We start from the raw sequence: 11,944 nt of genomic DNA, 5'->3' as shown, positions 1-11,944 counted from the left end.
GGAGAGGGAGGGATTCGAACCCCCGATACCCTTGCGAGTATGCCGCATTTCGAGTGCGGTGCTTTCAACCACTCAGCCACCTCTCCGCGGGGGCCGAACAGGGCGAACCGCCCTCGGACGGGCGCTTACTTAGCCAAGGAGTCTTAACGAAACAAGGGTCAATGCCCGCCTCCCGGCCCGGCGCTGATGATCCGCTCGCTGTAGGTCTGGATATTGAGCCCGCAGATGCTGAACCGCGCCAGATACCCCATCAGGAAGTCGTTCACCCCCATGCGGTGCAGCGTCACCACATCCCCGGCGAGGAGCGCGCGCTTTTCGTCTTCGGTCAGCCGGTAGCGGGCAATCGCCGCCGCCGGGTCGGTCTGCATCGCCTTGCGGAAGGCGTGGTCGCGCAGGGTTTCGCGGCACAGCCGGTCGAGTTCCAGGACGCTCATCGGTTGACCTCCCCCGTCCTCAAAGCCGCCAGCCGGCATAGGCGTGGCCATTTTCCATCTGCTTGTCCAGAAAATCCGGCTTGCGGTTGTCGGTGAAGGCCAGCATCGCGATCCAGTTGAGCAATTCGCCGCCGACATTGCCGGCCGCGTGCATGCGGTCCTCGGTTGCCGCCGCGATCAGGCCTTCGGTGTCGCCAGCCGCAAGATAGCGGCAGACCTCGTGCACCCATTCCGGATCGGGAACGCCATCGGTGAATCCGAGCCGGACGCGCGGGCCGAACACTTCGAGCGAGAAGCTGCCAGTGCCGATGATCGCGACGCGCAGGTCCTCCGGATAAGCCTCCAGCGTCCTGCGGATCTGCCTGCCGAGTTCGAAGCAGCGGCGCGCCGGCGGCAGCGGCGGCACATGCCCCGAAATGAAGAACGGGATCACCGGCCATTTCATGCCGGGATTGACGAAGTGCAGCGGCACCATCACCGAATGATCGCAGGAAAAGTCGCGCAACGTGGCGATGTCGAAACCGCTGCGCACGCCTTCGTCGCGGATCGCTTCGGCCAGCCTCGGCATCGACGGCACGTCATAGACCGGCATCCCGCCGCGCGGCTCGTCATTCGGACCGCGGAAGCCTTCATCGATCCCGATCGCGAGGATCGGGAAATTGTCGAAGAAGAACGTGTTGTAGTGATCGGTATCGAAGATGAGGATCACATCCGGCTTCGCGGCAGCCAGCGAGTCCCGCGCCTCGCCGAACATGACGCCGGTCGGCGAGGACGGGCCTTCCTCCTCGACCTTCGATGGAAAGAACGGCGTATGCGGCAAACCATACGCCGCGACGATGTGAGCCAAGTATCGGTCTCCTCTTCAAGCCTCTCAGTCACCTCGAGGTGCCATCGCTAAGCGATGGCCTCGAAGGGCGACGACCCTATGTGCCTGCCGGGCCGTCCATCCTTCGATGCTCGCTATGCTCACTCCTCAGGATGACGGATGACAGGTTTGGTGAGTGTCTCAATTCACTTCGCGCTGATTCCCGCGGCCTTCACCAGAGCGGCATTGTCCTTGATCTCCTTGCCGATCAGCGCGCGGAAATCATTTGCACTCATCGGCATCGGATCGGCGCCGAGCTTGGTGAGCTTTTCCTGCACGCCCGGATTGGCGAGCGCGGCGGCGATCTCCTTGTGCAGCCGCTCGAGAACGGGCGCGGGCGTCTTCGACGGCGCGAACACCCCGATCCAGAAATTGTATTCCGAGTTCGGGAAGCCGCCTTCGATCGTCGTCGGCACATTCGGCAGCGCCTTGCTGCGCTGGGACGACGACACCGCAATCGCGGCGAGCTTGCCGTCGTTGATCAGGCCGCGCGCCGGCGCAAGCGGCGTGAAGTAGAAATCGATCCGGTCGGCGACGATCTCGCGCAGCGCTTCAGGCGCGCCCTTGAACGGCACATGCTGCGCCTTGGCCTTCGCGGCAAGCAGGAAGCGTTCGGCATTGACGTGCGATGCGCTGCCTGCGCCGGCGGTCGCGTAGTTGAGCGTGCCCGGCTTTGCGAGTCCGGCATCGACCAGTTCCTTGACCGACTTGTATTTCGTCGGCGCCACCACCAGCACGTTCGCCAGATTGGCGAGCGGGATCACCGCCGCGAAATCCTTCTCGGTGTCGTAGGGCAGGTTCGGGAAGGTCGAGGGCGTGATGGTGTGCGAGGAGGAATTGACCAGCAGCGTATAGCCGTCCGGATCGGCCTTCGCGACCGCACTGGCGCCGAGCGTACCGCTCGCGCCGACGCGGTTGTCGATGACGAAGGTCTGCCCGATCTGGCTGCCGACCTGCTCGAACACCGTGCGTGCAATCACGTCGGTGGCGCTGCCGGCAGTGAACGGAATCACAACCTTGATCGGCTGGCCTGCCGGCCAGCCTTGCGCATGCAGAGAGGTTGCGGATGCGAATGTTGCGGCGACCAGCGCCATCGTCAATCTGAGCATGAGCGTTTCCCGTGCGTGACTTTTGTTGAGCTGGTTTTGGCACGGACGCGCGCGGCCAGCCAATGGGTCAAATTGCCCGGCCAACACGTTCACGGCCGTGAACTTTTCACCAACTCGAACTTGCTTGTCGGATTGTCTGGAGAACGTCGACACCCGCTCGGTCACCTGGCGACCCCACGCCTCGCGTCTTCAAGACTCGGCGCGGACACGGTCTGCTTCGCCGGCGAGCGGCCCGCGCATTGACTGAATCCGCATTGCGAGAAAATCGGCAAAGGCCCGCACATGCGGAGCGGATTTCACCTCCTCGCGCACGATCAGCCACATCTCGGAATCGACCTCCTTGACCGGCGGAAGACACCGCACCAGACCGGGCTCGGCGTCACCGACCAGGCAGGGCAGCATGGCGATGCCGAGGCCGGCCTTCAGCGCGGAGACGAGATTCGCAAGGCTGTTGCTGCGCGCACTGACTTTGGAATTCGGGGCGGCGCGCACCAGGAAAAGCGGAGCGGGGCGAGAGCCAAGCGCGCCGTCGAAGCCGATGATCGGATGACCATCGAGCGCTTCGATTGCGGACGGCGCACCCCATTCGTCGGCATAGGACCGGCTGCAATAGACGCTCCACGCAACGTTCGGTAGACGGCGCGCAACGATGCCCGCTCCATCCGGGCGTGAGCCGGTGCGCAGCGCGACCTCGGCGTCGCCGCGCGCAAGATCGAAGCGGCGATCGTCCGCCACGAGTTCGATCAGAATGCCCGCATGCGTCTTGCGGAAATCCGGCAATAGCGGCGTAACCAGGTGACTGGCCAGCGCCTCGCTCGTGGTCAGCCGCACAGTGCCTGCAAGCGTGCGCTGCTTCGCATCAACATCGCTCTCGAGCGCCGTCACCTCCTCCTCGATGCGACCCGCGACCGCAGCGACGCGCTGACCGAGCGGCGTCGGGTGATATCCGCTCTGCTTGCGTTCAAAGAGAGAGGCGCCGATCGCGGCCTCGAGCTGCGCGATCCGCCGCACCACCGTCGTCTGATTGACTCCGAGGGCCTGCGCCGCGCGTAGCGCCGAGCCTGCGCGCGCGACTGCCAGAACGATCCGCAGGTCCGACCAATCGATCATGCATCATTCTGCAAAAACGCAGAACGGCTTGGCAATAACGCTGATTGTTGCGAGCGGCGGCGATGCGTATCTCATCCTCACTGGCTTGCTCATGGAAATAAGCCAATGAGCGCAATGATTTATCCGACCGGACAGCCGAAGGCTGGAGACCGCCATGACCACGACGATTACCGAAATTGCCGACGGCATCTTCCGTCTGTCGACCTATGTGCCCGCCGTCGCTCCGCCGGCCGGCTTCACGTTCAACCAGTTCCTTGTGCTCGGCGACGAGCCGCTGATGTTTCACACCGGCTTACGCAAGATGTTTCCGCTCAAGCGCGACGCGATTGCCCGCATCATCGCGCCCGAGACGCTGCGCTTCATTGCGTTCGGCCATTACGAAGCCGACGAATGCGGCGCGATGAACGACTGGCTGGCGATCGCGCCCAACGCCGAAGTCGCGCATGGCCAGACCGGTGTCTATGTGTCGCTGAACGACATGGCGGATCGGACGCCGCGCATGTTGCAGGACGGCGAGGTGATCGAGCTCGGACGCGGCAAGCGCGTCCGCTACATCGATACGCCGCATACGCCACATGGCTGGGACGCCGGCGTCATGTTCGAGGAATCGACCGGCACGCTGTTATGCGGCGACCTGTTCACGCAGGTCGGCAATGGTCCGGCTTTGACGTCCGGTGACATCGTTGGACCGGCCATCGCAGCCGAAGACATGTTCAAATATTCCGCGCTTGCGCCCGGCATGGGAGCAACCATCCGCTCGCTCGCGAAGACCGCGCCGAAGACTCTCGCGTTGATGCACGGTCCGTCATTTTCGGGCGACGGCGCGGCGGCACTGCATGCGCTGGCGGACGACTACGACCGGCGGCTGAGAGCCGCGATGACCACACACTGATCTGACCGACAACCTGTCCCGGGCATCGGGACACCAGCATTCACCGCGCGCCTTGACGCGCCACGGATGGAGTCTGCCATGACCGATATCGTGCTGCATCAGCCTCTGAGACGCTTCGGATTCACCGCACGCCTCTCGCACTTCGCGGCCCGTATTGCTCGCGCGTTCGATCGCACATTGTTCGCGCATCGCATTCGTTACGACCTCAGCGAATTGCCCGACCGCCTGCGGCGCGACATCGGGCTCATCCGCATGACGCTCGCGGCCGCCATCACCGTGCCAGCATTGTTGATGTCACCCGGTTCGGGACTGGCGCAGGACGCACAGATCAAGCGCGGGCAATATCTCGTGACGCTCGGCGGCTGCAACGATTGCCACACGCCGGGATATTTCTTCGGCAAGCCGGACATGACCCGCTTTCTCGGTGGCTCGGAAGTCGGCTTTGAAATCCCAGAGCTCGGCGTCTTTCACGGACCGAACCTCACACCCGATCGCGAGACCGGTCTTGGCACCTGGTCGGTGGAGCAGATCGCCACAGCGATCACCAAGGGCAAGCGGCCCGACGGGCGCGAGCTTGCGCCGATCATGCCCTGGCACGCATTCGCCAACCTGACCGCGCAGGACGTGCGCGCCATCGCGGTCTATCTCAAGAGCCTGAAACCGGTGGCGAACAAGGTGCCGGGTCCGTTCGGTCCGGACGAACGGCCGACATCGTTCGTGATGAAGATCGTGCCGCCGCCCTCCTCCGCGACGGAAGGCGCAGCATCGGAATAACGCGCATCGACACGCAGTTCCGCGCAAACCCAGCAATCTCAGCAGGCCCGTAAAGCAACCAACCACCCCAGTCGAAAGGTTCAAGCCATGTCCACGATTGAAATCCAGCCCCGTCACCAAAAGCCGGTTGCGCTGTGGCGCAAGTTGCTCGCTGCCGTGCTCGACTTCTTCTTTATCTTCTACATCGCCGGATATGCCGTCGGTTCAGTGACAGGAGATGCCTCGAGCGGTGGATTCGAACTCAAGGGATTTCCCGCACTCATCCTGTTCGCTTTGGTCGCGGCTTATTTTGTCGTGTTCACCAGGTTCCTGGGCGGCACGCTCTGGCAGCGTGCGCTCGGTGTCAGAGGCAGATGACCTCCACGCCGGCGGCAGTGACTCGCATCTCCAAAAGAGAAGCCGCTTTGCGCGTTTGACAAAGCTTTGCCTCTCAGCCAAAAAATCTCGCATTAGCGAATTCGATTTCGCTAATGCGAAAATATTTGGGGAGGATGCGATGTTGAAGCACTCAATGGCTGCGATCGCGGCGGTCTTTGCGCTGACTATTCTTGCGCCAACTGCGCCGGCGCAGGACTTTCCGAAAGGTCCCGTGACGATCGTCGTGCCCTACCCTGCCGGTGGCGCTACCGATTTCGTCGCACGTCTCGTTCAACCCAAACTGTCCGAGTCGCTCGGCCAGCCGGTCGTGATCGAGAACCGTCCCGGCGCGTCCGGCAACACTGCGACGGCGGCCGTGATGCGCGGCAAGCCTGACGGGCAAACCATCGTGCTCACCACCAATGCGGTGATGGCGCTGGCCCCGCACATTTCCCCCGATCTCGGCTTCGATCCGCTTACCCAAGCCGCACCGATCACCCAGACGTCACAGTCGGGCCTTCTCCTTGCGATCAACCCGTCCATCCCGGCGAACAATGTTCAGGAGTTCATTGCCTACGCCGCGAAGAATCCGGGCAAGGTGACTTTCGGCACCGGCGGCGCACCGATGCAGATCATCGGCGAGCTGATGGCAAAGCGCGGCAATGTCGATATCCAGCACATCCCGTACAAGGGCGCGGCGCCCGCGATCAGCGATGCGGTCGGCGGGCACATCAGTGCCGTCATCATGCAGATCGCGTCGATCACGCCATTCATCCAAAGCAAGAGCCTGCGGCCGCTCGCGGTCACCACCACGGAGCCGATCAAGACGATGCCGGATGTACCGACGCTGACAAGCATCTATCCAGGCCTGCAGGGCATCAACTGGTACGGCTTCTTCGCGCCAGCCGGAACGCCGAAACCGGTGATCGACAAGCTGAATGCAGGCATCGTTGCCGCATTGAAGGATCCGGCCGCAGTTGAAAAGCTCGGCAAGGCGGGTGAGCAAATCGTCGCGGGCACTCCTGAGGAACTTGCACAGATGATGCGGCAGGATCATGCGCGCTGGGGCGAGTTCCTGAAGCAGCTTCCCGGCCTCAAGCTCCAGTAACAAGAACAAGATTGGATCGATCCATGTCCGAAGTCACGCTGCCGGGCGGCGTCACACTCGCCTATGATCTTCACGATTTCACCGAGCCGTGGCGCGATGCCGAACCGCTGATCTTCGTCCACGGTTTCAGCAAGAACCGGAAGTTCTGGTACGAGTGGCTGCCGGAATTCGCCCGCGACTATCGCGTCTACAATCTCGACATGCGCGGGCACGGCGATTCAAGTCCGGTCGCTGCCGATCTGCCGTTCTCGCTCGGCATGTTTGCACGCGACATCGTCGACTTCATGGATGCGATGAAGATCGACCGCGCACATTTCATCATGGCGGAGTTTGCCTCGGCCGTTGCGATCGAAATTGCAGCCGACTATCCGGATCGCGTTCGCAGCATGTCGCTGCCCGGCTTCGGATATAACTGGGCGGCCGGTGCGGTCAGTCCGAAGGCCTGGGCCGATCTTCTTCGCGAAAAAGGCACGGCCGCTTGGGCGCAGGAGACCAACAAGCACCGGCTTCCGGCAGATGCCGATCCCGCGTTGCGCGCGTGGTACATCGGCGAGCAATCGAGAATGCCGGTCGAACTCCTGATCAAGATGTTCGACCAGTCGGCGCATCTCGATCAGACCGACCGCCTGCAGCACTTCAAGGCGCCTGCGCTTCTGATGTGCGGCACCAAGGCGCAGCAGGCGACGGCGGATGGCATGCGGCAGGCGCAGGAATTGATGGGCGACTGCCGGCTGGTTCTGATGGAGGGCATGCCGTTCAACGTGATGACCGCCTGTCCGCAGGCCTGCATCGCCGCGACGAAGGAATTCCTGACATCGCTGCGCAGCTGAATTCCGGGACGCCACGCTGTTTCTGCTGGCGTCCCGGCCCTCAAAGGCCGGGAAATCCTGCGCAATGCCGCTCCGATGGCGCCACTTTCCGGCTCTTTTGACCCCATTTCCTTGACTCCAGGGGCCTTTCCCCCCATAACCCCGGCCAACGGTGGGCCCCTCTGGGGCCCTTTTCGTGCTGCTTCAGCACGTTCCGGACACCCAAATTCAGACTGAAAGAAGCCGGTCCGGCCTGTCCGAGCACCGGGGAATGAACACGAAGGAAGAACGATGTTCGCAGTCATCAAGACCGGCGGCCTGCAATATTCGGTCGCCGAGGACCAGGTGGTCCGCATCGGCCGCATCGAAGGCGAGCCGGGGCAGATCGTCCAGCTCGACACCGTGCTGATGCTGGGCGGCGACAAGCCGGAACTGGGCACCCCCACGGTGGCGGGCGCTTCGGTTGCGGTCGAGATCGTGGAGCAGAGCCGTGGCCCGAAGGTTATCGCCTTCAAGAAGCGCCGGCGCAAGAATTCGCGTCGCAAGCGCGGCCATCGGCAGGATTATACCGTGGTGCGGGTCTCCGAGATACTCACCGGCGGCGCCAAGCCGACCAAGGGCCCGAAGCCGAAGCCCGCTCCCAAGGCCAAGCCGGCCAAGAGCGAGCAGGCCGACGCCGCCTGATCGCGGTTTGGACGCTTCCGGCGACTTCAGGCGGCGCGCAGAATCTGCGCGACGCCGCAAGGTTGCCCACGAAATGAGATGATTCCGTCACGGAATCGGGTTAAGAGACTTTCGACAGAAGGATTTTGAGCCATGGCTCACAAAAAGGCAGGCGGTTCATCCCGTAACGGCCGCGACTCGAAGGGTCGCCGGCTCGGTATCAAGCTGTTCGGCGGCCAGATCGCGGTCCCCGGCAACATCATTGCGCGTCAGCGCGGCACCACCTGGCATCCCGGCGCCAATGTCGGGATCGGCAAGGATCATACCCTGTTCGCACTGACCGAAGGCCGCGTCGCCTTCACGACCAAAGGTAACGGCCGCACGCTCATCTCCGTCGTACCGATGACGGAAGCTGCGGCAGAGTAGACGGCGAATCTCACATGAGGTCCGCCGGTTCACGTCGAACCCGGGGGACCCAGAGACGGGCTCCAGATTAGAGGGGGAGACGGGTGAACCGGCTCCCCCTCTTCGTTTTTGCAAAGGAGCCTGACCATGACCTGCCTGGACCTTGAGACCCGGACCTACCGGGAAGGCTGTATCCCCGTCCTCGAGACCGAGCGGCTGATGCTGCGCGCGCCGAAACTCGAGGACGCTAAGCACGTAGCAGCGCTGGCCAATGACAAGCGTATTGCCGAGAACACGCGACGCATCCCGCATCCTTATTCACGTAACGATGCTGAGGATTTCATCGCGGCCGCCAACACGCCGAAGGGAGACGTTACTTTTCTGATCACGACCCATTCCGGTCTTCCGATTGGAGCCTGCGGCATCGCTGCCCATGACGAAGCCGCCCCGGAGATCGGTTACTGGATCGGGGTCAAGCATTGGGGCAAGGGCTATGCCACCGAGGCCGTGCGCGCGATCATCGACTTCGCCTTCACCGAACTGGCCCATGACAGCCTGTGTGCAGGCGCCCGCGTTACCAATCCGGCCTCGCGCCGGATCCTGGAGAAATGCGGATTCCAGTGGACCGGCGTCGGTCTGTGCCGGATTCTTGCGCTCAATTCGTCAGCACCAATCGACCGCTTCCGGCTCGATCGTGGTCTGTGGACCTCGCTCCGCCGCTGGAGCGACGTGAAGCGGGTTGCGTAAAAACATATTCAATTCGCCGAGTTTGAATTCCGGACGGGCTCCCCGTCCGGACCGGCGAATAGGATATGGAAATTTTCCGGTTTTTCGGCTATGAACGCGAAGCCTGCGAGATGTTCTACCGGACGCTCGTGTCGGCGGACATCTCGGTAATTGGGGAAATACACGTGGCTACAGGTACCGTTAAGTGGTTCAACGCGACCAAGGGTTACGGCTTTATTCAACCTGGCGGCGGCGGCAAGGATGTGTTCGTGCACATTTCCGCAGTGCAGCGGGCGGGCCTGACCGGTCTGAATGAAGGCCAGCAGATCGAATACGAGATCGTGTCCAATCGCGGACGCGAGTCGGCAGAGAATCTGAAGGTTCGCTAACATGTTTCGAAAGCGGCCGGGCTAGGGACTCGCCGCTTTCGCAACATCAAGATCGAAAAAGCCCGGCTCGCCGCCGGGCTTTTTCCTTTTTTGCGAGTGCGGTTCCGATGCAGGGACCAGGCCGCCGCGCGCAACGAAAGACAGGCGTCTGCGATTGCCGCGACATGCCGATGATCGGTGCCGCAGCAGCCGCCCATGATATTGATCGGCATCGGGCTTTGCGGCATCTCGTGCTCCGCACGAAGCGCAACCAGAAGCGCGATGCTCTTGCGATTGAGCGTGATTGCGACGGGGTGTATCCAAGCCTGGCGCGCCATGATGCGCTTTCGAGCACGAAGCCTGCGTTGCGCGCTTTTGCGATCCCGATATGCCGCACGAAATAGTCGCGCAGCAATCGCTCGCCCTCATCGCTTGCATACAGCGTGATCGCGGCCATGTGCGGCAGCTCGACGCCTTCGTGAAACACGAGCGTTCGTTCGAGCCCCGAATCCGTCAGGAAGATCCTGTCGCCAAGTTGCGGCAAACTGGAACGGTATTTCGCCCCTTCGCGAAACTTGAACAGCCTCGCGCGTCCGTGCGTCCGTTCTGGAAATGGTTATCATCCGCTTGTCGCGGAGGTCCGGCGATAAGCCACCGGATTTGCGGTTGGGCAATGACAAACAACGCCCGGGCGCACCCGTGCAAAAACGTCCGGACGATCTGCAAGCGTGATCCGGGACGCGGACGCCCCGGATCCGCTCACATTAATGGTGCGAATGTCCGCCGCCAGAACCGGCGTTCGGAGCGCCTCCGCCGATCGGCCCGACCTTGTATTCGACCTCGACCTTGCCGGCCTTTTCGAACACCAGCGTGCCCTTCACGGTCTCGCCTTCCTTGAGGCCGGATTTGAGATCCAGGAACATCAGGTGGTAACCGCCGGGCTTGAGCTCGACCGTTTCGCCCGGCTTGATCTCAAGCCCCTTTGACAGGGGGCGCATCTTCATCACGCCGCCGTCCACCGCCATCTCGTGCATTTCGAAGCGGCCGGCGATCGGCACCGAGCCGCCGATGAGGCGATCCGGCTCCTTGCCGGTATTGGTGATCTTCATGAAGCCGCCCGCAACCTTCGCGCCGCCCGGCGTCGCCCGCGCCCATGGCGCTTCGATGGTGAGCGATCCGGCCCTGTAGGTCGTGGCCGCGGCGCCGTGACCGGCATGCTGTCCGGCGGACTGCTGCGCGAGGACCACGAGCGCCGGTGCAGGCGCTTTCAGCGCATGCGCGTCCTGTCCCTGCGCCGGAATCTCGACCCAGCGCCATTCACCCTTCTCGCATTCCTGCGTCACGGGGATGTAGAGCGGGCCCGGGTTGAGGTCGCGCGCGAGGAAGCTGGCGAAGACAAACTCGTCGTAATGGTCATCCGAAAGCTTGCCGCCGGTCCAGACGATCTCCTTCACACCCTCGGACAGCTGCTGTCCGTGAAGGTGAGGATAGGTCCGCTCATAGGCGCCGCGTGTCGTTTCAAGTTGCCAGCCTGCTTTCGGCATAGGCTTTACGGCGATCACACCCTCCGGAATTTGCGCCCGGATTTTCGTGGTTGCCGCGCCACTGCAGCCGTGTCCGACGCGCAGCACCGCCTTGTAGCTCGTGCCGGCGCGCGCTTCGCGCGTTTCGAGGGTGACATGGGCAGGCGCCATGCCTGCCGACAGCGCCAGAGCGCCGATGATGATGGATGACGTCAGGATTGCCCCGCGGGACATGATTTCTCTCCGTGTATGCGTGTGTGGGTATGCCGCGCGAGGCGCGGCATGCGATCACACGGAGAGCGGAGGCGCGCGCGCAGGCCCGTCGCGGACATGGGTCGCAGCGGTCCGGCTGTCATGCGCCGGACGGGAAAGCGCGAGTGGCCGCTCCACGGGGAGGTCGGCGAGCGCAGTGTCGCCAGGCAGGACGACCGCCCCGGACGCGCAGGCGCCGCAGAACACACACTGCATCTTGCCCGTCGCGGGCGCAGGTGTGCCGTGCTCGCCGTCAGCCGAAAGCGAGCTGCCGCTGCAATAGACCGCGACCGTGCCGTCGGCCTGCACCTGCATCGGCGCAAGCGTCGTGAACACGGCCTGCAGCGCAATCGCATAGGCCGCGATCAAACCGATCGCGGCGGCAAGGCGCCCGCCTCTGAAAAGACCCATCATGCGGCTTGCGATAGCAAATACCGGCTCCCGGCACCACCGCGCGGTTCTGCCCGGCAGGGCTCGTCATTTCGGCCGGGGGCGCCCTATATCCGTGAGAATTCGCGGGTACTGAGCCGCATCCTCACCTATATTGCC

At 63.1% G+C, this 11,944-nt stretch carries 16 protein-coding genes and 1 tRNA gene; 9 read left to right on the top strand and 8 right to left on the bottom strand.

Features of this window, described 5'->3' with window-relative positions:
• From VNZ93_RS09925 to VNZ93_RS09905, 5 genes are all read right to left on the bottom strand, one after another.
• Positions 1 to 86 (bottom strand) — tRNA-Ser (locus VNZ93_RS09925).
• Positions 87 to 158: 72 nt separating this feature from the next.
• On the bottom strand, positions 159 to 434 hold the full coding sequence (locus VNZ93_RS09920) for a hypothetical protein (RefSeq protein WP_325703684.1): 276 nt from the start codon (positions 432 to 434) through the stop codon (positions 159 to 161).
• A 19-nt stretch (positions 435 to 453) separates the two neighbouring features.
• On the bottom strand, positions 454 to 1,281 hold the full coding sequence (locus VNZ93_RS09915; RefSeq protein WP_325703681.1) for an extradiol ring-cleavage dioxygenase: 828 nt from the start codon (positions 1,279 to 1,281) through the stop codon (positions 454 to 456).
• A 164-nt stretch (positions 1,282 to 1,445) separates the two neighbouring features.
• Positions 1,446 to 2,408, bottom strand: coding sequence for a tripartite tricarboxylate transporter substrate binding protein (locus VNZ93_RS09910; protein ID WP_325703678.1), 963 nt, complete (start codon positions 2,406 to 2,408; stop codon positions 1,446 to 1,448).
• A gap of 189 nt (positions 2,409 to 2,597) precedes the next feature.
• Positions 2,598 to 3,518 carry a LysR family transcriptional regulator gene (locus VNZ93_RS09905; protein WP_325703675.1) on the bottom strand — a complete coding sequence of 307 codons (921 nt, stop codon included), beginning with the start codon at positions 3,516 to 3,518 and terminating at the stop codon, positions 2,598 to 2,600.
• Between the two features lie 154 nt (positions 3,519 to 3,672).
• On the opposite strand from VNZ93_RS09905, the gene VNZ93_RS09900 reads away from it, so the two are divergent.
• The 9 genes from VNZ93_RS09900 (at position 3,673) to VNZ93_RS09860 (ending at position 9,641) form a co-directional block, all read left to right on the top strand.
• Positions 3,673 to 4,410, top strand: coding sequence for an MBL fold metallo-hydrolase (locus tag VNZ93_RS09900; RefSeq protein WP_325703672.1), 738 nt, complete (start codon positions 3,673 to 3,675; stop codon positions 4,408 to 4,410).
• 291 nt (positions 4,411 to 4,701) lie between these two features.
• Entirely contained in the window at positions 4,702 to 5,184 is a 483-nt protein-coding gene (locus tag VNZ93_RS09895; protein WP_325703690.1) for a cytochrome c, read from the top strand.
• A gap of 87 nt (positions 5,185 to 5,271) precedes the next feature.
• Positions 5,272 to 5,541 (top strand): hypothetical protein, encoded by a 270-nt coding sequence (locus VNZ93_RS09890; protein ID WP_325703669.1) that lies wholly within the window; start codon positions 5,272 to 5,274, stop codon positions 5,539 to 5,541.
• A 139-nt stretch (positions 5,542 to 5,680) separates the two neighbouring features.
• Positions 5,681 to 6,649 (top strand): tripartite tricarboxylate transporter substrate binding protein, encoded by a 969-nt coding sequence (locus VNZ93_RS09885; RefSeq protein WP_325703666.1) that lies wholly within the window; start codon positions 5,681 to 5,683, stop codon positions 6,647 to 6,649.
• Between the two features lie 23 nt (positions 6,650 to 6,672).
• Positions 6,673 to 7,479, top strand: a complete 807-nt coding sequence (locus VNZ93_RS09880) for an alpha/beta hydrolase (RefSeq protein ID WP_325703664.1) — start codon at positions 6,673 to 6,675, stop codon at positions 7,477 to 7,479.
• 270 nt (positions 7,480 to 7,749) lie between these two features.
• The gene (gene rplU / locus VNZ93_RS09875; RefSeq protein ID WP_325703661.1) at positions 7,750 to 8,142 is read left to right on the top strand and encodes a 50S ribosomal protein L21; all 393 of its coding nucleotides are present in this window, start codon (positions 7,750 to 7,752) and stop codon (positions 8,140 to 8,142) included.
• 132 nt (positions 8,143 to 8,274) lie between these two features.
• A complete protein-coding gene (gene rpmA / locus VNZ93_RS09870; RefSeq protein WP_325703658.1) occupies positions 8,275 to 8,547 on the top strand; it encodes a 50S ribosomal protein L27 in 273 nt (90 codons plus the stop codon).
• A gap of 126 nt (positions 8,548 to 8,673) precedes the next feature.
• The gene (locus tag VNZ93_RS09865; RefSeq protein ID WP_325703655.1) at positions 8,674 to 9,273 is read left to right on the top strand and encodes a GNAT family N-acetyltransferase; all 600 of its coding nucleotides are present in this window, start codon (positions 8,674 to 8,676) and stop codon (positions 9,271 to 9,273) included.
• A gap of 164 nt (positions 9,274 to 9,437) precedes the next feature.
• The gene (locus tag VNZ93_RS09860) at positions 9,438 to 9,641 is read left to right on the top strand and encodes a cold-shock protein (protein WP_325703687.1); all 204 of its coding nucleotides are present in this window, start codon (positions 9,438 to 9,440) and stop codon (positions 9,639 to 9,641) included.
• Here VNZ93_RS09860 and VNZ93_RS24915 read toward each other — a convergent pair.
• The 3 genes from VNZ93_RS24915 to VNZ93_RS09850 form a co-directional block, all read right to left on the bottom strand.
• Positions 9,638 to 9,838 carry a hypothetical protein gene (locus tag VNZ93_RS24915; protein WP_414710040.1) on the bottom strand — a complete coding sequence of 67 codons (201 nt, stop codon included), beginning with the start codon at positions 9,836 to 9,838 and terminating at the stop codon, positions 9,638 to 9,640. The two genes, VNZ93_RS09860 and VNZ93_RS24915, sit on opposite strands and share 4 nt — an antisense overlap.
• Positions 9,839 to 10,384: 546 nt before the next feature.
• Positions 10,385 to 11,377: a DUF1775 domain-containing protein gene (locus VNZ93_RS09855; RefSeq protein WP_325703652.1), complete on the bottom strand. Its 993-nt coding sequence runs from the start codon at positions 11,375 to 11,377 to the stop codon at positions 10,385 to 10,387.
• Positions 11,378 to 11,431: 54 nt separating this feature from the next.
• The gene (locus VNZ93_RS09850) at positions 11,432 to 11,809 is read right to left on the bottom strand and encodes a DUF2946 family protein (RefSeq protein WP_325703649.1); all 378 of its coding nucleotides are present in this window, start codon (positions 11,807 to 11,809) and stop codon (positions 11,432 to 11,434) included.
• Positions 11,810 to 11,944: the final 135 nt, after the last annotated feature.

It is taken from the genome of Pseudorhodoplanes sp. (assembly GCF_035565795.1).
Lineage (GTDB): Bacteria > Pseudomonadota > Alphaproteobacteria > Rhizobiales > Xanthobacteraceae > Pseudorhodoplanes.
This window is presented reverse-complemented; position numbering and strand designations above follow the sequence as displayed.

Coding starts and splice junctions, on each gene's coding strand:
- VNZ93_RS09920 (WP_325703684.1), bottom strand. CDS start 434: ATGAGCGTCCTGGAACTCGACCGGCTGTGCCGCGAAACCCTGCGCGAC.
- VNZ93_RS09910 (WP_325703678.1), bottom strand. CDS start 2,408: ATGCTCAGATTGACGATGGCGCTGGTCGCCGCAACATTCGCATCCGCA.
- VNZ93_RS09905 (WP_325703675.1), bottom strand. CDS start 3,518: ATGATCGATTGGTCGGACCTGCGGATCGTTCTGGCAGTCGCGCGCGCA.
- VNZ93_RS09900 (WP_325703672.1), top strand. CDS start 3,673: ATGACCACGACGATTACCGAAATTGCCGACGGCATCTTCCGTCTGTCG.
- VNZ93_RS09895 (WP_325703690.1), top strand. CDS start 4,702: ATGTCACCCGGTTCGGGACTGGCGCAGGACGCACAGATCAAGCGCGGG.
- VNZ93_RS09890 (WP_325703669.1), top strand. CDS start 5,272: ATGTCCACGATTGAAATCCAGCCCCGTCACCAAAAGCCGGTTGCGCTG.
- VNZ93_RS09885 (WP_325703666.1), top strand. CDS start 5,681: ATGTTGAAGCACTCAATGGCTGCGATCGCGGCGGTCTTTGCGCTGACT.
- VNZ93_RS09880 (WP_325703664.1), top strand. CDS start 6,673: ATGTCCGAAGTCACGCTGCCGGGCGGCGTCACACTCGCCTATGATCTT.
- rplU (WP_325703661.1), top strand. CDS start 7,750: ATGTTCGCAGTCATCAAGACCGGCGGCCTGCAATATTCGGTCGCCGAG.
- rpmA (WP_325703658.1), top strand. CDS start 8,275: ATGGCTCACAAAAAGGCAGGCGGTTCATCCCGTAACGGCCGCGACTCG.
- VNZ93_RS09865 (WP_325703655.1), top strand. CDS start 8,674: ATGACCTGCCTGGACCTTGAGACCCGGACCTACCGGGAAGGCTGTATC.
- VNZ93_RS24915 (WP_414710040.1), bottom strand. CDS start 9,838: ATGGGCGGCTGCTGCGGCACCGATCATCGGCATGTCGCGGCAATCGCA.
- VNZ93_RS09855 (WP_325703652.1), bottom strand. CDS start 11,377: ATGTCCCGCGGGGCAATCCTGACGTCATCCATCATCATCGGCGCTCTG.
- VNZ93_RS09850 (WP_325703649.1), bottom strand. CDS start 11,809: ATGATGGGTCTTTTCAGAGGCGGGCGCCTTGCCGCCGCGATCGGTTTG.